Raw genomic sequence first — 21,606 nt, forward strand, 5'->3', positions numbered from 1 at the left:
AATACTATTATTTGGAGGTCCTTTTTCTTGGATAATTACAGCGATATCAAGCAAAGTGAAAAAGGGGCTTGGCTTAGTCTAATGGCCTACATACTGCTATCTGCCGTCAAATTGTTCATCGGCACTGTTTCAGGCTCGCAGGCATTACTTGCGGACGGACTGAATAACAGCACCGATATTATTGCTTCCATAGCAATTTTGACAGGCCTGAAGATTTCCCGCAGACCCCCGGATTCCAATCATAGCTATGGTCATTTCAGAGCAGAGACAGTTGCTGCATTGATCGCCTCCTTCATAATGATTGCTGTAGGCTTTCAAGTGCTGTATCAGGGTATCAACAAGTTCATTCAGCCTTCACTGGAAACCCCTGATCTAATTGCCGCGTGGACGGCAGCTGCCTGTGCTGTGATTATGATCGCTGTGTTTAGGTATAACATCAAGCTTGCCCGCAAATTGAACAGCAATGCGATGCATGCCGTTGCGCAGGATAACCGTTCGGATGCGCTCGTAAGCGTGGGTGCCTTCATTGGTATCATCGGCTCACAGTTCGGCATTCCGTGGCTTGATCCGCTCACCGCTACCATTGTCGGTCTGCTGATCTGCAAAACTGCTTGGGATATCTTCCGCAAAGCCACTCATGACCTGACAGACGGATTCGATGCAAGTGAGCTGGAGTTAATGAAGCAGACGGTATCGGAGATTGAAGGCGTAGAGTTAATTAAGGATATCAAAGCCCGCATTCACGGAAACAATGTACTAGTGGATACTACGGTACTTGTGGATTCCAGGCTGAATGTGGTGCAGAGCCATGACATTACGGAAGAGATTGAAGATCAGTTGAAGGACCGCCATCAAGTAGCTACGGTGCTTGTCCATATTGAACCCTTGTGATGATATATAGCTTGATTCAACACCTTTGTACTTGACGCATTCCTCGGCAGCAGGTATATAATAACGATATGTTATTAACAATGGGATAATATTAAGATATTCCTATAAAGGAGCCTGCCAATGTCTAATCAACCCGTCACTGATTACAACGGTCTAACCGAGGAGCAGTTCCTGAAGACTTATGACGCCGGGAACTATGAACGTCCGTCTGTTGCTGTGGATATGCTGATCTTCACCGTAATGGAGGAGCAGCAGGATAATTACCGCAAGCTGGCGGAGAAATCTCTGCAGCTTCTGCTCATACAGCGCGGTGAACATCCTTTTCTGGGACAATGGGCGTTGCCTGGAGGATTCGTGGGGATCCACGAAAGCGTTGAGGAGGCAGCCCGCCGGGAGCTGTACAGTGAGACTAATATCGATAACATTTATATGGAACAGTTATATACCTGGGGCGATGTTCAGCGTGATCCGCGGATGCGGGTGATCAGCTGTTCTTACATGGCACTCGTGGACCGCAAAGCCTTGACTGTACAAGCAGGGGATGATGCGGCAGCAGCCGCCTGGTTTGAGGTTTCCTACAATATCCTGGAGACCCGCCGCGAAGATTTGGAGCAGGAGCAGGGTATCCGGCTGGAGACATTTGTGGAGATTATTCTGCAGAATGAACAGGCGAGGCTCAGCGGTGTGGTCAAGCTTACCGAAACCATCCGGGGCCATGTCCGCCATCTGGACCGTGAGATTGTCCGGAGCTCGGGATTCTCTTTTGACCATCTGATGATGGTACAGGCTGCAATCGAACGCTTGCGCGGCAAAGCTGAGTATACCGATATTGTGTTCAATCTGATGCCGCCGCTGTTCACCTTGTCCGAGCTTCAGCGTGTGTATGAAATCATCCTTGGCAAAGAGCTGCTCGCCGCCGCATTCCGCCGCAAGATTGCTGAGCGGGTAATTGAGACGGATGAGAGTACCCGCGATGCCGGACACCGCCCATCGAAGCTGTACAGATACAACCTGGAGTGGAATCTAACTTGAGAAGGCGAAATACAGGCTTACTGCTAATATAGCGGCTAGTACAAGCCAGGCCACGGGATGAGCAGGATTTAAGGTCCAGCCGATTCCGGATACTTTTCGGGTAATCAGAGGTTTTGAATATCTTTTGCTGAACATTGTATATCACTCCTTCGGGTAGAACAGGTTAATGACTTAGCTATATCGTACTCCTTCCATAACAAACTGCAACGCCAATTCTGCAGAAAGTTGTTTTCTGCTGTCGTGTGATGTTGTTAATAGAAGTTTTATGCGGAAAAGCGGACAATGAATTATGCTTTTCATTATGTAATTTATGGAAAAGGGTAAGGTGAGTCAATGATTAACTGGAAGGATTCATATGACATCGGAGTAGAGAAGATTGACTGCCAGCACAGACAGCTGCTTGTGAAGCTGAATGACTTTTTTGAAGCGTGTACCAACCAGCAGGGCAAAGAGAAGATCGAAGAAACACTGAAGTTCCTTAAGGACTACACCGTGGAGCATTTCGGCAGTGAAGAGCAATTGATGAAGGACATCGACTTCCCTGAACTGACAGAACACCAGAAGACGCATGCTGAATTCGTACAGACCGTTCTGGATCTGGAAGAGAGTATTAAGACCAAAGGGGTATCCGTATTGTCAACAATCAAGCTTAACCGTACTTTGACTGACTGGCTGATTAATCACATTCACAAATGTGACAAGCTGATCGGGGACTGTATCGCTGCAAAAGGTAACAAAGCCGTTTAACTACATAATCCGGAACACGAAGATGCCGCAGGGCATTTTCTTTTTTTAGAGGGGAGAGAGGCGCAATATGGAATGCCTGGGATGCAGAATCGCTAATGGTATTGAACCAGACCTGAACATTATTTTGGAAAATGAACTTATCACTTGTGTACTTGATATCGCTCCGTTCAATGAAGGGCATACCCTGATTCTTCCTAAAAAACATTACCTGGATACCGACGAGCTGGACCCGGAAACCGCGCATGCGGTTACGGATGCTTCGCAGAAGGTTACTGCGCTGCTCAAAAGCCTGTACAAACCGGACGGAATCAGAATTTGTGCTGACGGCGGTAAATTTAATGATCTGACCCATTACCATATGCATGTTGTTCCACGCTACGAGGGTGACGGATTGGCCTGGAGTGAGCCCTTGCATCCGGATGGTGCAGAGACACGGCTAAAGGAGACTAAAGCGAAATTTCTGAAAGCGTTAAGTGAAGTATAAATGGAGCCTGTTGGGCTCTTTTTTACTGTGCGTACACAGCTTAATAATCTTCCAGCAGCAATTCTTTATCCTCAGGCAGAAGTTTTGCAGCAAACGCTGACGGATCTTGTTTGGTGTGCTCGATCGAATCAACAACCCAAGTATTATTGCTGTGTGTATAGCTAATAATCATTACTCCATCATCGTCTAGCTTATGTTCACTCGTTGCCACCTTTTGCTGATCAGAGTAATTAAACTCCATGAAGTAGGGATCAATTTTTCCCACATCGCTTACTGTACTTTCTCCGATGGTGATCTTGCTGAAGCTATCCAGACTTAACAAATGCGTTAATCTCCATACGTCAGAAACATAGCTGCTGCTCATGTACATTATAAAGATATGACTGCCGTCAGAAACATTGCGTATTTCATAGGAATAGCCTTTCATGCGTCTGGTAATATCGGCTTTTCCCAATTGCTTCTCAATTTCTGCCTTATGAAATGCAAAAGACATGCTCGAACGAATGGAATAGGGGATATTTGAAACGGAGCTTTTGTTAAGGTCTATTGGAGTGGTTTGTATATTTGCACTTGAATCACTGCCGGTTAATACGACAATCAGAATTAATAATGAAATGAATAGAGAAATCTTTGAAAAAGCCCTAAACGAAATCTTAAAAGAGTGATCCAAGGAAACCCTCACCTTTCTCCCGCTTAACGTAAATAGTTACTCAAGTGTTACATAGAACGGATTCGTTTTTATTCAGCTAAGTTCCTGCATGTGTCTAAGATTTTTCATAGTGGCGGAGCACAATTTATACCTCACTAATACTTTGTGATATGATCTGAAGTAGATATTATAGAAACTTACCTTAAGGGAGTGAATAGGGTGAAAAACATGCGCATGCTGGCTTCGGGAATTATCATGCTTCTTGTGCTTGGACTTGTTAATTTCTACATTGGATGGCATCTGTGGGTTCTGCTCCAGGAATGGCTGCCGGGTATTCATGCTGCTGCTTACTGGCCTGTCTTTCTTGTGATTGCCTTCTCTTATATTATTGGCAGAGTTCCGTTGCCGAAGGCGCTTAAGCCGGTTGGCCGGTTGTTCAAGGTGGTCGGCTCCTATTATTTGGCCTGTATGGAGTTTGCCGTGATTCTGCTGCCGTTGACCGATCTGGTATATGGAGTGCTGGCGCTCACCGGTGTGGGCCTCTCGGCGTTTGTTACCGAAGCTGGAGCTACCGTACTGGCACTGCTTGCCGTATTCCTGCTATGGGGTTCACGCAATGCCTGGAGTACAGTGGTGAGGAGCCACAGACTGAAAGTCGATAAGTCTATCGGAACCAGCGTTCCGCTGACGGTAGCTGTCGCCTCTGACCTGCATCTGGGCAACATTGTCGGGAACCGGCATTTACGCCGGATGGTCTCGGAGATTAATGCGATGAATCCCGATATCGTGCTTCTGGCCGGAGATGTGCTGGATGACAGCATTGAACCTTTTATCCGCAATGGAATGGACCAGCAGCTGAAGCAGCTTAAGGCACGTTACGGGGTCTATGCTGTGCTGGGAAATCATGAGTATTATGGCGGTTCGATTGCACAGTACACTGAAGTGATGAATAACATCGGCATTAAAGTTCTGCAGGATGAGGTTGTGGAAACCTCGGGAGTATACGTTGTGGGCCGCAAAGACAAGACGGCGGAGGCGATGGAAGCAGGCGGACGGCTCAGTGTAGAGGCTCTGCTGGACGGACTTGACCGCACGAAGCCGATTATTATGATGGATCATCAGCCGACCGGCTTCGAGCTTGCTGCGCGGGCTGGCGTGGATGTACTGCTGTCGGGACATACCCACCGCGGGCAGATTGCTCCGAATCACTGGATTACGAGACGCCTGTTCGAGCTGGACTGGGGTTATCTGCTCAAAGACAAGCTGCATGTCATTGTCTCCTCCGGCTACGGAACCTGGGGACCGCCAATCCGTCTGGCCAGCCGCTCTGAGCTGATCAAGCTGGAGGTTGTTCTGGAGGGTAGTATGAGCTACAACGAAGAACCAGTGACTTCAACAGCTAAGGCGGTATTGATCTAACGATTGTCTAGTGGAGGCAACATAATTGTATGGGAGTCAGCTACTGTGTTCTGTACCATTTACTGGAACTGTACCATCTACTGGAACTGAACCATCTATCGGATGTGTACCGTCAACTGGAACTGAACCATCTATTGGAACCGAGCCATCTATCGTAACTTGTACCTTTTACCGTACTCCGTGTGCCTTCCGCCATGCCCCCTACCTTCGATTGAAGGATAGGGGGTTTTATGTTGGTTTTATGTTATGGTGTAGGGCGAATTTTGTAGTTGAAATCCAGAAAAACTACTGGAGGTTATGCGAAAAGTGGGAAAAAGCAGACCTGATCCGATCAAGCGAGGGAAATCCTGCAGAAAGTACAACAATTCAAATTCGATCTCGCTAATTTACCGGGAATCTTGCACAAAATACAACAATTCAGTCGGGTAACCCGCTGAATCGTAAGAATTGTTGTAAAAAGTACAACAATAACCAATTTTACAAGTAAATAAAGAAATAATCTTGCATTTAGTACAACAATCCGGGGTTAATCCGGTTAAATCACCAGTAATCCTCCGCAAGATCCGAATGAATACCCAACTGCATGTCCAACCGAATGCACAAACCAACCGAGTACTGAAATCGTATGATCAAACAAGTATCAAAACTGCATGTCCAAACGCACACCTAAATGCACGCCTAAATGCACAGCTAAACCCAAACCCAAACCCAAACCCAAACCCAAACCCAAACCCAAACCCAAACCCAAACCCAAACCCAAACCCAAACCCAAACCCAAACCCAAACCCAAACCCAAACCCAAACCCAAACCCAAACCCAAACCCAAACCCAAACCCAAACCCAAACCCAAACCCAAACCCAAACCCAAACCCAAACCCAAACCCAAACCCAAACCCAAACCCAAACTCAAACTATGTGTCTTTAAAATGGCTTTTTGTATAAACCCACACCTGCCGGGGGTGCTCTGATGGCAACATTTTGACAATATGAGCTGGTTGAGTTATTCTCTATATAAATATAGTTAAGCTATTAACTAAATTGAGCTTGGGCGTTAAGAGGCGTTAAGTGGTGTTATGTCTCGTTAAAGAGCGATATGGACAAAACTTTGAATGATAGAATGGGTGATCAAATGGGTGAGCGGATGAATAAACCAGCCGACGAACTATTGAACGGACTGATGGATGATTCTATGAATGGACTTATGAATGACCGAGTAAATGATCGGCTGGATGCACGGATGGATGCTTTGCAAAAGTATGTGCTGGAGCTGCCGCTCCACAATGAGGTATTCTTCGCTATGGTGGGAGCGACAGCCCATGCAGTAGCCGTATCCGAGAAATACTGGCAGGCTCAAGGGCTGAACGGGGCAAGAATCCGCGTACTGGTTGAGATTGCGAAGCACGGGGGAACGGTACTCCCTTCGCTGCTCGCAGAGAGAATCGGTGTAACCAAAGCCAATATCAGCCTGCTGCTCACTCCGCTGGAGAAAGACGGTTATATCTCCCGTGCGGATCATGCCAAGGATGGACGCAAGACGGTGATTTCGATTACCGAAGCTGGCCGCGACCTTCTGTCTGAACAGCTGCCTGGAAACCGGGAAGCTGTTGCCGGCGTGATGAAGCGTCTGGATGATACGGAGCTGCACCAGCTGCTGGGTCTGCTGAACAAATTGAGCGAACATACAAGGGAGAGATAATAATGAAGATTATGATTACTGGCGCCACCGGACAATTGGGAAGTCTGATCATAGAAAATTTGCGCAGCCGTATCCCCGCAGAACAGGTTGTAGCCGGAGTACGGAAGCTTGAGCAGGCGGCGTATCTCCAGGAGCAAGGCGTAGAAGTCCGTTATGCCGATTACGATGTGACGGAATCGCTGGATGAAGCCTTTCGCGGAATTTCCCGGCTGCTGCTAATCTCCAGCTCGAATACGGATGACACCGTCCGTCTGATCCAGCACAAGCGGGTTATTGATGCTGCTAAGCGAAGCGGTGTCGGACATATTCTCTATACGGGTTTTGCTTTTCCCCGGCAGAGATCTGAGCAGAGCAAGCCGGACAATGTGCACACGCTAACCGAACAGGCGATTATAGAGTCCGGACTGGAATATACTTTTTTGCGCAATGCCTTATACATTGATTTCGTAGGAGTGCTGGGGTTGAAGGAAGCACTGTCCAGCGGGGAATTGATAACCGCTCCGGGTGAATGGAAGTTCAATTCGGTAACACGTGGAGATCTTGCGCTGGCAACTGCGGCTGTGCTTAGTGAAGGTGAGGCAGGCAATCATATTTATGAGCTGGCCGCTGCACATACCTGGGATTTTGCAGATCTGGCTGAAGTATTAACCGAGGTTGCCGGGAAGCCGGTGGTACACCGTCAGGATGCCGCAGTTCAGCACTGGATCTATGCTTTTATGAGCAAGCTGGATACCTCATCCACTTCAGGAGATTTGGAACGGCTAATGGGGCGTCCTGTCACACCGCTGAAGGAGAGCATTATGCCTTTTATTGAGCTGCCGGAAGAACGGATAATGTAGAAATGGACTAAGGCTTGTCTCGAAACTGGTTTGTTGCTAGTATGATGTCATTGAATTCGGCAAGCCCGGAGGGAGAGCTTACAGTTGAAAAAGATTATAGTAGCCGACGATGATGTCCATATCCGCACGCTGCTGCGGCATGTCTTGACGAGAGAGGGGTATCATGTCCGGAAGCCGGCGACGGCCGGGAAGCGGTAACCCTGATGCAGGAGCAGACAGTGGATCTCGCGGTGGTGGATGTGATGATGCCGCACATGGATGGTCTGGAGCTATGCTCGTACATAAGGGAAACTTACGATATTCCGGTGATCCTCCTGACGGCCCGCCAGCAGCTCAGCGACAAGGAGCAGGGGTATCTGCGCGGGACGGATGATTATGTGACCAAGCCTTTTGAACCGGAGGAGCTGCTGTTCCGCATTAAGGCACTGTTCCGCCGTTATTCGATTGCCTCTGACGACAAAATCCGCCTGAACTCACTGGTGATTGACCGTAAGAATTATGAGATCAGTGACGGGAATGAGGTGCTTTTGCTGCCGGTGAAGGAATTCGAGCTGCTGGCCCAGCTGGCGCAATATCCCGGACGGCTGTTCTCGCGCAGTGAGCTGATCGAACGGGTCTGGGGTGCGGATTATGAGGGGGATGAGCGGACGGTGGATGTGCATATCAAACGGCTGCGCCAGCGGTTCAGCGACTACCAGAATGATTTCACGATCCGCACCGTACGCGGGATTGGCTACAAAGTGGACATGGTGAACACATGAGATCGCTGTATGTAAGAATGAGTATTGTGTTCTGCTCGGTTATAGTGATCAGCAGTGTACTGGGGTTCCTCGTTTCCAATCTCTATTATCAGGCCAAAATCAAACCGCAGAACGATGCCAAGCTGACCAAAATGGCCATAGGCTTGCAGCAGTTCATTCAGGACCACCCGGATGCGGTGGAAGAGTATCTGCTGAGTACAGCCTCGTTAGGCTACAAGATGTATCTGTCCAATGACAACGGCGATGAACAATTTTACGGCCAGCCTTTCCGCAAAAATGACCTGCAGGAGGGGGCGCTGCAAAAGGTGCTGGCGGGGGGATTTACCACGGAGTCGGTAATTTCCCCAGCTCAGCGTTTATCACCGGCTTCTTCGATAATCAGCTCAGTAATTCGATAGGTGTACCTGTTCAGATCACCGGACAGACTTATGCATTGTTCATGCGTCCGGATGCTGAGGTGCAGTTTGGCGAACTGCGGATCTTTTTTGCCGTGCTGATTGGCGTCATTATCTTATTCAGCCTGTGGTTTATGCTCATTACAGTATTCCATGTGGTGAAGCCCATAACGCGTCTGACCGAAGCTACGCTCAAAATATCCAAAGGCAGGTACGATATCAAATTATATACCGCCCGTCGTGATGAAATCGGCCAGCTGGCCTCCCATTTCATGACGATGAGCCGGGAGCTGGAACGGACAAACCGGGCGCGTCAGGAATTTGTCGCCAATGTCTCGCATGAAATTGAATCCCCGCTGACGTCCATCCAGGGTTTTGCCCATGCGCTCAAAGACGGTGCGCTGCCCGAACCCCAGAGGCTGGAGTACCTGTCGATCATTGATGAAGAGAGCCGCCGGCTATCCGTGCTCAGCAAGCAGCTGCTCACCTTATCCTCACTCGACTATGAAGAACATGCCCTGCAGAAACGAAGCTTCGACCTCCGTGCCCAGCTCCGCCAGGTCATGCAGATTATGGAATGGCATCTTACAGAGAAGGAGCTTGCGGTCCGGCTGCACGTAGCTGACATTACACTGGAAGGCGACCCTAACCTGCTCTATCAGGTATGGATGAACCTGGTCACGAATGCCGTGAAGTATACTCCGGCGGGCGGCACAATCAGCATAGCGGCACGTGCAGACGATCATACGTGCACTGTAACGGTGACGGACAACGGTGAAGGGATTCCTGCGGAGCAGCTGCCGATGATCTTCGACCGGTTCTACAAAGTGGATCAGGCGCGCACCCGTGACAGCAACAGCAGCGGGCTGGGGCTCGCCATTGCACAGAAGATTATTCAGGCTCATAACGGTACGATCGAGGCGGCAAGTACAGTTGGAGAAGGGACTACCTTTAAAGTCTCCCTGCCCTGCCACAATACAGATTGAGCAGAGGTATAGTAACAGATGAAAGCAGCGGAAGTCCAACATTCACCGTAGTTGCGCTTAGCATCAGTTATGGAAAGTCTATAGTTCAATCTGTATAATGTAATTCTTTATTCATACTCCGTTCATTTTCATCCTCTAAACTGTGGATATACAGATTAGAAGGAGTGGTTATATGTTTTTGGCTTTACGGGAGATGAGGCACTCCAAAGCACGCTACAGCCTCATAATGGTGATTATGCTGCTGGTTTCGTTTCTGGTTCTGTTCGTAACGGGCCTGGCCAGAGGACTTGCCTATGCGAATATCTCGGCACTGGAGAATATGCCTGCGAATTATTTTGTCGTGCAGAGCGACGCTGACCATACGTTTAGACGTTCACAGTTAGGCGAATCGGAGCTTGCAGCAGCCCGTGCGGTAGCCGGGGAGGCGAAGGCAACTCCGCTTGGCGTGCAGACCAGTACTATTACTGCTGCCGATGCGGATGTGAAGGCGGACATTACTTTTTTTGCCGTAGATATGGCGGGTATGCTGGCTCCTGAAGTGACGGAAGGTGCTGGAATCACCAATGAAGTTCAAGGGAGTGCCGTGGTAGATTCGAAGCTGGAAGAGTCCGGTGTCACGATCGGCAGTACAATAAGTGATCAGGCAACAGGCATGAGCTGGACGGTTAGCGGTTTTGTGAAAGACAGCTCTTACAGCCACACTCCGGTGGTATATATTAACCAGCTGGATTGGCAGGCCATGAAGCAAGGGGCGGTTCAGGGCGGCAGCTCAGACAGTACAGGCAATGCTCCTTACAACGTTATCGCGATAAAAGTATCTTCTGCACAGGCATCTGAAATTGCCGGACAGCAGCAGGCGGTAGAGGTGATTACCCAGAAACAGGCGATTTCCAGTGTCCCCGGATATGCGGCTGAACAGAATTCACTGCTTATGATGATAGCCTTTCTGTTCATTATTGCTGCAGTTGTACTTGCCGTATTCTTCTACGTCATCACAATCCAGAAGACCAGCCAGTTCGGTATTCTTAAGGCAATGGGTACCAAAATGTCCTATTTAGCCTGGAGCGTAGTCGGCCAAGTCCTGATTCTGTCTGTAGCCAGTCTGGCACTGAGCCTGCTGCTTACGTTCGGAATGAATATGGGGCTGCCGGATGCGATGCCGTTCCAGCTGGACGGGCAGACGATGATTCTGACCAGCCTGCTGTTCATCGGAATGTCGCTGCTGGGTTCACTGATTTCTGTAGCAAGAGTAGCCAAGGTGGATGCCTTGGAAGCGATAGGGAGGACTGGAGCATGAGTGCCAAATTAATCATGAAGCAAGTGACCAAAACCTACGGGGACGGAGACGGGGCAATGACTGTTTTGAATAACCTGGATTTTACGGTGAACGAGGGTGAATTCGTAGCAGTACTGGGGCCTTCGGGGTCCGGCAAAAGCACTTTTCTCTCTGCCGCCGGTGCTCTGCTCACCCCAACAAGCGGGGAAATCTTCATCGATGGTGAATCGCTGCGTGACAAAGACAAAGGGGCTTTGACGGAGCGAGGCTGCAGAAGATCGGCTTCATGTTCCAAAGCGCACAGCTGCTGCCTTTCCTGAAGGTGGAGGAACAGCTGCTCTATGTTGCCAAGCTGGCTAAGCTCACCACGAAGGAAGCCAAGGTTCGGGCAACCTATCTGCTGAAGCGTCTGGAAATCTGGGAGCGGCGCAACCAGTATCCCGAGCAGCTGTCCGGCGGTGAGAAGCAGCGTGTGGCCATTGCCCGGGCGTGGATGAACAAACCGGCTATCCTGTTCGCAGATGAGCCGACAGCGAGTCTGGATTACAGCCGCGGAAGAGAAGTAGTGCGGATGATTGCTGACGAGGTGCGGAGCGAAGGCAAGGCAGCCGTCATGGTAACGCACGATGACCGCATGCTGGAGTGGTGCGACCGTGTGCTTCATCTGGAGGATGGCGTGCTGGTTCAAGTTTAGGTTAGAACTTGGATGGTTAGTTAGAACTGAATCCCGGGGACGGGGTTCAGTTTTTGTTAGTTTGGAAATTGGATGATCTTCGTTATTAGTGAAACTCTAGAAGAACTCTAAATGAAAAGGTATCACCGAACTCGTTTGGAAATCGGATGATCTTCATTCATTTCCAGTAGGTCCCACAAATTACCGTATAAATCTTTGAATACAGCAACTATTCCATAAGACTGTTCTTGGGGCTCTCTAACAAATTCTATCCCCCTGAGAACCATTTCATTATAATCTCTCCAAAAGTCGTCGGTGTTTAGAAATAGGAATACCCGGCCACCAGTTTGGTTGCCAATAAACAGCTCTTGTTCAGGTTTTGATGCTCTAGCTAGTAAAATCGTAGTGCCGACAGAACCCGGAGGGGAAATCACTACCCACCTTTTATCTTGCTCTGGCTGATAGATATCTTCAACTAAGGTGAAATTCAACTTTCTTGTATAAAATTCTATCGCTTCATCATAATCTTTAACCACCAAAGCAATATGTACAATGGACTGAATCATTTCTAAATCATCCTCCAATTCAAGTAGTATTATCTTATTACATCGGGAAGAAGTTAATCAAACTATCCTCCGCCCGTCATTTGTCTAACCTTCTGGAATAATAATGAACTTGGAAGAGTTAAACGGCCCGTTCTTTGAACAAAGGGAGCTGACCATGTTGATCCGGCTGCCTTCCTGTTTGTAATGAGCTAACGTTCTCCGTTAGTTTAACGGTTGATTACTCGTCAATCCGTCACCAGTGAGATTAAATAAATGTTCATCTCTACTTGTAGCAACGGGTCCTATGCCGAAATACTCCGTCTAATCATATAATATTAGCCCGTCAAAAAAAATACTATAGTCGACGTACTCATCGCCCGTGGTGTACCAGACTTCCTTACCCGTGCTAGTCTGAAGCTTGATATGGCCCTGCTTGTCGTCACCCAGGAATTTCACGTTGTCTCCTGCTTCCAGGGAAAAGGCTTCGTCCGTGCCATCTTTATGAAACTGCACGGCAATTTCCTTTTTGATCGTTAAAGGCGTCGGTGGTTCCATCGGATAAAAATCCTGTTGCTCTTCATGGAGAGAATGTTCGGCATCCAGACGGAATACCAAATTACGGAACCAGGTCTGAAAGTTATTGCTTTCTTTTGCGCTGACCACTCTCCCATGGCCGTCATACATTGAGCTGTGTGCCGAGAAATCGGGAAGCTCACCTATTTGCTTGAGGGTTTCGCCGTCATAGGCATAGAAAGATGTTGATCGTAAAGAGACCATCTGCGAATCCATTTGAAGTGCAATCTCGAAATATGGATCGTCAATATCCAGATCGACAATATCCACATAAGGAAGCAGCTCACTGTCCACCTCCATCGTGATGTTATTCACCTTCAGCTTGAAGACCCCTAATTCCGTTTCCGGCGGTATTAGCTGGATCTCTTCTTCACGACCATCTCCGTTCAGATCCACTTTCATCTTCTTCTGTTTAAAGCCCGAATCACCTATGTAACCTCGTAAATGGACGTCATCTGTATGAGAAGGTTCGAGCTTATAGCCAGCGTATTTGGCTTCGTAGTCACGAAGTAGCGCAACGTTCTGTTTCTCAATCGGGCTAAGATGCTCCTTGTAGGCAGAGTCTGCATGATACCAAGGCTTGGCGGCAAAGTAGTCCTTCAAATCCTTCTGTTTAAATACATACCCGTGCCTTGCAAATATCTCGTTGCGCGCAAGCTTCAGAATACGGTTGTCCAGACTGCCGATCTTTTCAGGGGACAGCAACGCATTCGAGCTGTCTTTCAAAATATACTCCCGTATTGCAAGTGCAACAGTAGAAGGAGCCGCAGTTGACTCTTTTGCCGCAACTAGATCACTGACCGCTCCTTCAGCGGCTTTCTCTTTTTCCGCATAAGTACAGCCAGAAATGATTAATGACAGGGCAATTACCCCATATGTAAGCCGAAACTTCCGAAAATCCATTTTGTTGACCCACTTCGTCATAGGAATTTGATTTGATAATCGCATTTAAATATACCATAAAGTGGTATTTAGCGTATAGGAAAATGAGCCTTCCACTTCTGAGAAATCCGCGAATGTTTGTATCGCCTTTTGATTTGAATGTTCGCTATCCTGCCCGTTCGTATTATGAGATCAACCAGTTCTTTCTGGTTGATCCTTTTTTCATTTGCATAGAGGATTAAAGTAGCCTGGTCGAACGTACCTGCCCGTGGGACTTGATCCCGAGCGCTATAATGTTCACCCTACTTGTCATGACCATGATTGAGGCTGGTTGGGACGTAAGATCCCGTATAACAAGCGATGCTATGGAGCGACAAGAAGAACCGTAGGGATGCCGGTGAATTTAAACTTACAGGGAGAGATGAGATGAAATGAATCCAGTTGTCGGTCTAGATATTTCAAAAGAAGAAAGTCATGGACAAGCCTTTTTAGCGCGCGGAAAGCTCTTCAGAGGGACATTCCACTTCGAGCACACTCGTGATGGCCTAGCAAATCTACATCAAGTTTTAAAGGACGTTGAATCGGTATCCAAACAACGTCCTTTGCTTATTCTAGAAGCAACAGGACATTACCAAAGCCCTGTTGTTCAGTTCTTAGAGGAACATCACTATATTTACATTGTCATTAACCCGCTAATCTCCAATCGGCTTAGAAAGTCTCAGCTTCGTAAAGTAAAGACGGATGCTGCTGACGCTTACCTATTGGGTGAGTTGTACTACAGGGAAGAGTTTGAACCTTTTAAGAAAAGAGGTGTGCAACTTCTCAATCTGCGCTATCTTACAAGGCAATATGAGACTCTTTCAAAGATGTGTGTATCGACTAAACTGCAATTCCAAGCTGTTTTAGATCAGGTTTTCCCGGGTTATAAAGGCGTGTTTGGAGCTATGTATTCCGGTGTTTCACTGCGGTTTTTAAGTGAATTCCCAACCTCATATTTAGTTTTACAGACGGATGAAGATACACTTAGAGCTAAGATGAAAGAACTGCTTTCTTCGAAACGGGGGCGTTCAGAGGACTGGATTAACCAACGGGTTCAACGATTAGTAGATGCGGCAAAACAAAATCCATTTCAGCAAACCATGTATGCAAGTCATTTAATCAATATGAGAGTTCTTATTACCCTTATTCTTCAATACCAAGAGCATCTTGCTGAACTGGAACAGAACATAGATGCTCTGGCTGAAGAAATTGAAGAGTATGAATTAATTCAGTCGATTCCCGGGATTGGGCATAAAATTGCTGCAACAATTTTATCCGAAATAGGAGAAGTCGAACGATTTGATCATCCTAAGAAGTTAGTCGCCTTCGCAGGCATTGACCCGAGTGTCTTTGCTTCCGGTAAGTTTACAGCGACTCGAAACCGAATCACGAAACGTGGTTCCAGGCAGCTGCGTTACGCACTGGTGATGGCTGTTCAGTGTGGACTTATACGCTCCCGAAATATGCGAATCAAAGCGTTCTATGAACGTAAGAGAGCTGAAGGAAAACCACATAAAAGTAGCTCTAATCGCATGTGCAAATAAACTCGTCCATTGGCTCTATGCGATCTTAAAAAATAAAAAGGAATTTCGTCCAATTTAAAAAATATTATTGGCATAACCTTCCAAGACACAAAGAAAATTGGAGGGTTTTTTGGCATGCCTCATTTTAACTATACCACATGATTTAGAATCACTTTACTGGTAATGTTGACAAGCTATTAGCTGGTATAGTCTAATGAAACACCTGCCCGGGGCGATGTATGCGAAAAATTGAATACAATGTGCTTCTACGAAGGTAATCGAGCCAGATGTATGCGAAAAACCGAATATAATGAGCTTCCGTTAAGGTAACCGGGCCAGATGTATTCGAAAAACCGAATACAATGAGCTTCCGTTAAGGTAACCGGGCCAGATGTATTCGAAAAACCGAATACAATGTGCTTATACGAAGGTAACCCGGCCAATGTATGCGAAAAACCGAATACAATGTGCTTCCCCGGATGCTGCTCCCTAATAAGTCTGAATGACAGTAATGTAAGGTGAACTTGCCCTTGAATTTGGAAAAGAAGCAGCTTTGTACTGCGATTCACATTCCTTGTTCAGCGGTAGATATCGTTGCTGCCGGGGATGCCGCTCTGGTCAGCTCCAAGTTATGCTTAGAAGAACTGGAGCGAGGGGGAGAAGCTGACATGGGAAATTCATTGAATCTGCCAGGTGTCTTGCTGCCGGCGGCGCTGGGCGGAGGCGGTTATATTACCGGCCTGCTGCAGCATCCGGCGGACAACCGTGTATTATATGCCCGCTGTGATGTGGCGGGCGTCTTCCGCAGCAGTGATGGCGGGGAGAGCTGGGAGACCCTGAACCGGGGGATGACCCAGGCTTACCACCATCAGGTGCAGAGCTTTGCCATTAGCTGTCATCACCCGGAGGTGATGTTCCGCTGCTGCGGCGAAGTGAGGAGCAGGACCTTCTACGGCGCGGTGCACAAATCGGCAGATGGCGGGAACAGCTGGTATGAGGTCTGCGGCGGGATGGGCTTCTACGGCAACGGGCCGACCCGGATGTACGGGGAGGTCATTGCCGTAGATCCCTTTCATCCCGGTATTGTAGCGGCCGGAGGGTATACCGGCGGACTCTGGATCAGCAGGGATGAAGGAGAGAGCTGGGAGCAGAGCAGCCTTCCGGAGGAGCGTTTCGGGTGTGTAGCTTTTCACCCGGATCAGCAGGGTATGTTATATGCCGGAACGATCAGCGATGAGGAGCTGAATATGGATTATGCCGATCCGGGGGAGTACGGCATATTAGGACTGCTGCAGGACCGCCCGCGGGGGAAGGCGGGCAGGCTGTATCTCAGCTGTGACTCGGGACAATCGTGGGAGCTGCTGGTTGAAGGTCCCAGCTTTGCCGGGCTGTCATTCGACAGCCGGGACCCGCAGCGGCTGCTGGCCGCCTGCATCTGGGGCGGCATCAAGAGCAGTGCAGACGGAGGGCAGACCTGGCAGTCTGCCGGAGAAGGTCTGCTGAAGGGAGAGCAGCGGTACGGGACCCTTGTCCAGGATTGGCATGTCCCGGAGCGCTGGTATACAGCACCTGATCTGCGCCCGCAGATGCAGGACATCCCGCCGATACCGCTGTATGTTACAGACGATGGCGCGGAGCGGTGGAGACTGCTGCATCATCACAGTGATAATGATTTAAGCGGCTTTCCGGCATACATGGACAGCTTTAACGGAGGTTCACGGGCTTCTGCTGCCGGCTGGGCGATCTCTAAGATTATCGTAGACCGGTTCACACCAGGCCGCCTCTATCTCTGCAACTGGTATGGGGTAGCCTACAGCGGAGATGGCGGAATGACCTGGCGGGCCGGGCAGTTCCGGGGGCTTGAGACCACCTGCATGGAAGCGGTGGTAGCAGATAAGCTGCAGCCCGGCAAGTTCTGTGTCACCATGGCGGACCATTCTCCGAAGGTGACCGAGGATGGCGGTCTCTCCTTCCGCAATCTGCCCGGACTGTCCGGCTATTCCGGAAGCTCTGCGGCTGTTAATTCCGCAGCAGATCCGGGATTGTATCTGTACGGCCTCATCGGCCACGGCAATACAGCCTGTATCGCTGTATACCACGATGGTGAAGACCGTGCCCGAGCAGCTTTAACACTGGGTCCCGGGTTATTCGTGCAGGCTTTGCGTGAGGACGGCAATCAGCCGGGCACCTATTATGCCTATGTGGACGGGGCAGTCAGTGCAGGCGCAGGAATCTACCGGTCGCGGGACGGCGGCACTTCATGGGACCGCACAGCTTTTCGGCCTCCGGCTTATGTGGAGACACTTCCGCATCAGAAGCGCTGGATTGAAGCCGAGCTGCTGTCCGTTGTAGTCTATCAGGTTAAGAATGCCTGCGGGTCCAACCAGCTCATGGATACGAATCCGCATCTGGCAGGACAGCTAATTGCCGGAGAAGCCACGGAGGGGATTTGGCAATCCTCAGACCATGGGGACACCTGGGATTTCATAGGAGAGGGGCTTCCTTTTCAGCATGGCGGCCCGGCTTCAATACTGAGCGCAGTGGCGTACTCCCCCTCCTGTCCGGGGACAATCTATGCGGGGTTTATTTCGGAAGGGCTATGGCGCAGCAGTGACGGCGGACAGAGCTGGCACAAGCTGTTTCCGGTTATGGCAGGCAAGCTCTTCAATGTATCAGCACTCTGTGTTGGGCGGGGTGAACACGGAGAGGATGTGCTGATATCGGCCAGCGAACCGATGGTCCGGTCCTCCACAGAATCTGAAATGGCCTGGAGCCGGGATGGGGGAGATACCTGGGAGGAGTGGGAGCATGCCCCGCTTGGAGCTGTCCGCTGGAAGGGGATTGCGCTTGATTGTGAGGTCAGACAAGTGCTTGCCGTCACCTGCGGCAACGGTGCTTTCCGCGGGACAATCAGCCTGTAGCGGGTATTGCTGCTTTTAACTGCGTTGTCATTGCTGAAACACAGTTTTCGTTGCTGCGGGTTCTTGTTGAGTCTCAAGGAAAACGCTTACATTTGATGGGCCGGACGATGTAATCATCGAATATAATCCGGCTCTATTCAAATGGAGGACTGAACAAAGTGGCTGCACGAACGAGCAAAAAATGGTTGCATGGTTGCCTGGCCCTCGCTCTGTTTGTTGCATCAATTCTCCTGCCGCCAGCGGTATCTTATTCGGCAGGGGAGAATCTGCTTGGAAATCCCGGCTTCGAAGCGGGAGATGTGTCGTGGGAGAAATGGGGGAGTCCGGTGGTGACAACCGCCGAGAAGCATGGTGGCACGAAGAGTCTTCAGGTGAAGCGGAATACAGGCGGGGCATCTGCGTCCGTAGCAGTGCAGGAAGGTAAAACCTACAGGGTAGGCTTGTGGGTCAAATTCGCAGGAACGGGAGTGACGAGTGCGGCGATCGATCTGGATGCCTTCGGCAGTCAGCAGACGAAGCAATATCTCTATTTCTCCGGTTCGACCCAGTGGGAGTATAAGCAGCTGCTGTACACACCGGCTCCCGGGGTGCAGTACATCCGTTTCTCCTTCTGGAACAGCACCAGCAAAGATTACTATATTGATGACGCTTTGATCCGGGAGAATGTTGACATTGAACGGCCGTCAACTCCCGGAACCTGGACAGCCGAGCATGAGCCGGATTCACTTAAGCTGACCTGGGCGGGCTCTACAGATGATATGGCGGTCGAATCTTACCAGCTGTCTTACAAAAAAACAGAAGACTCCGGCTGGAATACCTTATCGGTTCCCCATCAGGAGACCGTCACATCATACACCTATACTTTGCAGAATCTTGATCCATTCTCTGTGTATGCCATTATGCTGCGTTCCAGAGATACGGCCGGCAATACTTCCGGTGCTGTGATGGGGATGGAGGCGACACCGGGAGTGAATCTGCTCACTAACGGCGGTTTCGAAACAGCTTCGATCAGCCCGTGGACCGAAACGGGAACAGTGCAGACAACAACCTACGGAACATACGCTGGACAATATGCGGCGCGCCTGACGGGCAATTCGGCAATCAGAAGCGAGGAGATTCCTGTGGACGGGGAGGGCTCTTATCTGGTTTCCTACTGGACCAGGTCAGCAGCTGTACCCCCGCAAGCATCTACCGTAAGCCTCAGTGTCTATCAGGAATCCTCTGAAACTGAGCATCCGCTGATCACAAATACTGCTTCGGTATGGGCACGCTCGGAGAATCAGCTGCGGACAACAGGTACCACCGAATATATGCAGCTGACAGCAAAGAATCAGACAGGGACGGATCAGTTCCTGGATCAGGTATATATCGGCAAGCTGCCGGAGCTTCCAGAGGACCTTGCACCTGGGGCGCCAGCAGGGTTTACCGTGAACCGTGCTGATGGGGTGTCCGCAGATCTGGAGTGGCTGGCAGCTCCGGGTCCTTTTGGTGTGAAGAATTATAGCATTACCTTCAAAAAGGCGGCGGATACTGAATGGAGCAGTATAACGGTGCCTTATGTTCCTGGTCAATCCTTGTATGCCTATAAGCTGGAAGGTCTGTCACCTGAGAGTCTCTATGAGGTGAAGGTGACAGCAGTCAGCGAAGGGACGGCAGTGTCGGCGGCGAGTTCACTGGAGCTCACTACCGGCAAGATGTTCCCGGTGAATCCGGGAGCGTCGGAGGAAGCGGCAGCACTTCTGGACCGGCTCTATGCCACGGTTGGCAGCGCCGTGTATACAGGCCAGCATAATTATTATGAAGCGCCATCCCTTTGGTATGATACGGCAGCAGAATTAACCGGATATTATCCGGCGATCTGGGGTTCGGATTTCGCCTATTATACCGGCGGGGATTTCAGCGCCCTGCGCCAGGCCATGATTGACGAGGCTATCAACAAAGGTCATACGGGCAGCATTATTACCCTGACGTATCATGAGCCCCGTCCTATGGATTCTGCCACCGCCGGATGGGAAAGTGTCACAGGAGATGTAACGGCAGCTCAGATGACGGAGATTGTTACTCCGGGGACTGCACTCTACAATCAGTGGGCTGCTCAAGTGGATGAAGTTGCAGGATATCTTGCCCAGCTGAGAGACGAAGGCATTCCGGTGCTGTGGCGGCCTTATCATGAGATGAATGCCGAATTCTTCTGGTGGGGCGCGCGGCCGGAGCTGTTCAGGCAGCTGTGGGACAATATGTATGACCGTTTCACCCATCTGCATGGTCTGGATAATCTGATCTGGGTATGGAGCCCGAATGCCGAGAGCTCATGGGCCTATGATTCTGCTCCTTATTATCCCGGTCATGATGCCGTAGATGTGCTGGCGATGGATATCTATAACAACGATTACCGGGATACGTATTACAACAAGCTTGTGCAGCTTAGCGGCGGCAGACCGATTGCTATAGGAGAGAACGGGGAGCTGCCGGACATGGATATGCTGATGGAGAAGCAGCCCCGGTATGCGTATTTCATGACCTGGTCACAATATTTGACCGACAAAAATTCACTCAGTGCCATTCAAGCGCTCTATAGCAATCCGCGTGCACTCCATAACGGCGAAACAGGCAACGGCCCGTATGTACCGCCGCCTGCGGGCAGTTATCTCATTGATGATTTCGAACAGTATGGCAGCTCGAACAGCAGCCTGCGTGCCAAATGGCAGCGGAATGTCTCCGGTAACCTGGCAACGGTCACGCTGGACACTTACCATCTGAACAGCGGTACCTACGGGCTTAAGCTGGACTATACGGTAGGCAATCCCGGCTATGCGGGGTTATACCGCAGCATGGGCAAGGAATGGCCGGGGATGGAAGCCATCTCCTTCTGGCTGCAGCCGGATGGCTCGAACCGGCAGCTTGCGGTTCAGTTTCATGAGACGAACGGTGAGGTATGGGAAGCGAGTATTCCGGTTCAAGGCACAACTCCAGTGCTTGTTAGCATTCCTTTTACCGAATTCCTGCGGCCCGGGTGGTCTACCGGCGGCAACGGCGTCATCGATCTGGGTTCCATTAAAGAGTTCGCCTTCTATATTGCCCAAGGCAGCGGGACACAGGGAAGCGGAACACTGTATATAGACGATGTAAAAGCTATCAAATTGCCCGTGGATGAAGAATAAGCCCACTCTAACTAACTCTAACTAACCAAAGTGAACCCTAAAAAAATCTCCGTTGCTGGACCACAGTTTTCGTTGGCTGCGCTACTGGTAGCTCCTTCCTGGAGATCATAGAAT

Annotated in this window: 15 protein-coding genes and 3 pseudogenes; 15 read left to right on the forward strand and 3 right to left on the reverse strand. The window is 49.7% G+C overall.

Going from position 1 to position 21,606, the window contains the following annotated elements; all coding sequences use genetic code 11:
- Positions 1-27: 27 nt before the first annotated feature.
- The 4 genes from NSU01_RS16335 to NSU01_RS16350 all read left to right on the forward strand — a co-directional run bounded on the left by NSU01_RS16335 (position 28) and on the right by NSU01_RS16350 (position 3,154).
- Complete coding sequence (locus NSU01_RS16335; protein WP_042137029.1) at positions 28-891, forward strand: cation diffusion facilitator family transporter; 864 nt, start codon at positions 28-30, stop codon at positions 889-891.
- Positions 892-1,011: 120 nt separating this feature from the next.
- The gene (locus NSU01_RS16340) at positions 1,012-1,923 is read left to right on the forward strand and encodes an NUDIX domain-containing protein (RefSeq protein WP_042137032.1); all 912 of its coding nucleotides are present in this window, start codon (positions 1,012-1,014) and stop codon (positions 1,921-1,923) included.
- A 333-nt stretch (positions 1,924-2,256) separates the two neighbouring features.
- Positions 2,257-2,670, forward strand: coding sequence for a bacteriohemerythrin (locus NSU01_RS16345; protein WP_081969990.1), 414 nt, complete (start codon positions 2,257-2,259; stop codon positions 2,668-2,670).
- A 67-nt stretch (positions 2,671-2,737) separates the two neighbouring features.
- On the forward strand, positions 2,738-3,154 hold the full coding sequence (locus NSU01_RS16350; protein WP_076244974.1) for an HIT family protein: 417 nt from the start codon (positions 2,738-2,740) through the stop codon (positions 3,152-3,154).
- A gap of 40 nt (positions 3,155-3,194) precedes the next feature.
- On the opposite strand, the gene NSU01_RS16355 is transcribed toward NSU01_RS16350, so the two are convergent.
- Positions 3,195-3,824: a hypothetical protein gene (locus NSU01_RS16355; RefSeq protein WP_144026106.1), complete on the reverse strand. Its 630-nt coding sequence runs from the start codon at positions 3,822-3,824 to the stop codon at positions 3,195-3,197.
- A 207-nt stretch (positions 3,825-4,031) separates the two neighbouring features.
- Here NSU01_RS16355 and NSU01_RS16360 point away from each other — a divergent pair, with 207 nt between their 5' ends.
- The 8 genes and pseudogenes from NSU01_RS16360 to NSU01_RS16395 all read left to right on the forward strand — a co-directional run bounded on the left by NSU01_RS16360 (position 4,032) and on the right by NSU01_RS16395 (position 11,869).
- Positions 4,032-5,222: a metallophosphoesterase gene (locus NSU01_RS16360; RefSeq protein ID WP_076244978.1), complete on the forward strand. Its 1,191-nt coding sequence runs from the start codon at positions 4,032-4,034 to the stop codon at positions 5,220-5,222.
- A gap of 1,093 nt (positions 5,223-6,315) precedes the next feature.
- On the forward strand, positions 6,316-6,918 hold the full coding sequence (locus tag NSU01_RS16365) for a MarR family transcriptional regulator (RefSeq protein WP_256704082.1): 603 nt from the start codon (positions 6,316-6,318) through the stop codon (positions 6,916-6,918).
- 2 nt (positions 6,919-6,920) lie between these two features.
- The gene (locus NSU01_RS16370) at positions 6,921-7,757 is read left to right on the forward strand and encodes an SDR family oxidoreductase (protein WP_042137039.1); all 837 of its coding nucleotides are present in this window, start codon (positions 6,921-6,923) and stop codon (positions 7,755-7,757) included.
- 84 nt (positions 7,758-7,841) lie between these two features.
- Positions 7,842-8,518: pseudogene (locus NSU01_RS16375) on the forward strand (response regulator transcription factor).
- A complete protein-coding gene (locus NSU01_RS16380) occupies positions 8,515-8,916 on the forward strand; it encodes a hypothetical protein (RefSeq protein WP_339303381.1) in 402 nt (133 codons plus the stop codon). Before NSU01_RS16375 ends, NSU01_RS16380 begins: the two are co-directional and overlap by 4 nt.
- Before the next feature lie 41 nt (positions 8,917-8,957).
- Positions 8,958-9,899, forward strand: a complete 942-nt coding sequence (locus tag NSU01_RS16385) for a HAMP domain-containing sensor histidine kinase (RefSeq protein WP_339303502.1) — start codon at positions 8,958-8,960, stop codon at positions 9,897-9,899.
- 172 nt (positions 9,900-10,071) lie between these two features.
- Positions 10,072-11,196 (forward strand): ABC transporter permease, encoded by a 1,125-nt coding sequence (locus NSU01_RS16390; protein ID WP_042137045.1) that lies wholly within the window; start codon positions 10,072-10,074, stop codon positions 11,194-11,196.
- Positions 11,193-11,869: pseudogene (locus NSU01_RS16395) on the forward strand (ABC transporter ATP-binding protein). Before NSU01_RS16390 ends, NSU01_RS16395 begins: the two are co-directional and overlap by 4 nt.
- Before the next feature lie 122 nt (positions 11,870-11,991).
- Here the strand turns inward: NSU01_RS16395 and NSU01_RS16400 are convergent.
- Positions 11,992-12,414 carry a VOC family protein gene (locus tag NSU01_RS16400; protein WP_042137047.1) on the reverse strand — a complete coding sequence of 141 codons (423 nt, stop codon included), beginning with the start codon at positions 12,412-12,414 and terminating at the stop codon, positions 11,992-11,994.
- Between the two features lie 300 nt (positions 12,415-12,714).
- Positions 12,715-13,869: a YARHG domain-containing protein gene (locus tag NSU01_RS16405; protein ID WP_076248987.1), complete on the reverse strand. Its 1,155-nt coding sequence runs from the start codon at positions 13,867-13,869 to the stop codon at positions 12,715-12,717.
- 410 nt (positions 13,870-14,279) lie between these two features.
- Between NSU01_RS16405 and NSU01_RS16410 the strand changes: the two are divergent.
- The 3 genes and pseudogenes from NSU01_RS16410 (at position 14,280) to NSU01_RS16420 (ending at position 21,492) form a co-directional block, all read left to right on the forward strand.
- Positions 14,280-15,489, forward strand: a pseudogene (locus tag NSU01_RS16410) (IS110 family transposase).
- A gap of 589 nt (positions 15,490-16,078) precedes the next feature.
- Positions 16,079-18,331 carry a hypothetical protein gene (locus NSU01_RS16415; protein WP_076248365.1) on the forward strand — a complete coding sequence of 751 codons (2,253 nt, stop codon included), beginning with the start codon at positions 16,079-16,081 and terminating at the stop codon, positions 18,329-18,331.
- Between the two features lie 158 nt (positions 18,332-18,489).
- Positions 18,490-21,492: a glycosyl hydrolase gene (locus NSU01_RS16420; RefSeq protein ID WP_076248363.1), complete on the forward strand. Its 3,003-nt coding sequence runs from the start codon at positions 18,490-18,492 to the stop codon at positions 21,490-21,492.
- The last annotated feature ends 114 nt before the right edge of the window (positions 21,493-21,606 follow it).

The sequence above is a fragment of the Paenibacillus sp. FSL H8-0259 genome (assembly GCF_037963255.1).
In the GTDB taxonomy this organism is placed as follows: Bacteria; Bacillota; Bacilli; order Paenibacillales; family Paenibacillaceae; genus Paenibacillus_AQ; species Paenibacillus_AQ phytohabitans.

Excerpts from the sequence above, each read along its gene's own strand:
- NSU01_RS16360 (WP_076244978.1), top strand. The coding sequence starts at position 4,032 with ATGCGCATGCTGGCTTCGGGAATTATCATGCTTCTTGTGCTTGGACTT.
- NSU01_RS16380 (WP_339303381.1), top strand. The coding sequence starts at position 8,515 with ATGAGATCGCTGTATGTAAGAATGAGTATTGTGTTCTGCTCGGTTATA.
- NSU01_RS16350 (WP_076244974.1), top strand. The coding sequence starts at position 2,738 with ATGGAATGCCTGGGATGCAGAATCGCTAATGGTATTGAACCAGACCTG.
- NSU01_RS16385 (WP_339303502.1), top strand. The coding sequence starts at position 8,958 with ATGCGTCCGGATGCTGAGGTGCAGTTTGGCGAACTGCGGATCTTTTTT.
- NSU01_RS16340 (WP_042137032.1), top strand. The coding sequence starts at position 1,012 with ATGTCTAATCAACCCGTCACTGATTACAACGGTCTAACCGAGGAGCAG.
- NSU01_RS16370 (WP_042137039.1), top strand. The coding sequence starts at position 6,921 with ATGAAGATTATGATTACTGGCGCCACCGGACAATTGGGAAGTCTGATC.
- NSU01_RS16345 (WP_081969990.1), top strand. The coding sequence starts at position 2,257 with ATGATTAACTGGAAGGATTCATATGACATCGGAGTAGAGAAGATTGAC.
- NSU01_RS16390 (WP_042137045.1), top strand. The coding sequence starts at position 10,072 with ATGTTTTTGGCTTTACGGGAGATGAGGCACTCCAAAGCACGCTACAGC.
- NSU01_RS16365 (WP_256704082.1), top strand. The coding sequence starts at position 6,316 with ATGGACAAAACTTTGAATGATAGAATGGGTGATCAAATGGGTGAGCGG.
- NSU01_RS16400 (WP_042137047.1), bottom strand. The coding sequence starts at position 12,414 with ATGATTCAGTCCATTGTACATATTGCTTTGGTGGTTAAAGATTATGAT.
- NSU01_RS16405 (WP_076248987.1), bottom strand. The coding sequence starts at position 13,869 with ATGGATTTTCGGAAGTTTCGGCTTACATATGGGGTAATTGCCCTGTCA.
- NSU01_RS16415 (WP_076248365.1), top strand. The coding sequence starts at position 16,079 with ATGGGAAATTCATTGAATCTGCCAGGTGTCTTGCTGCCGGCGGCGCTG.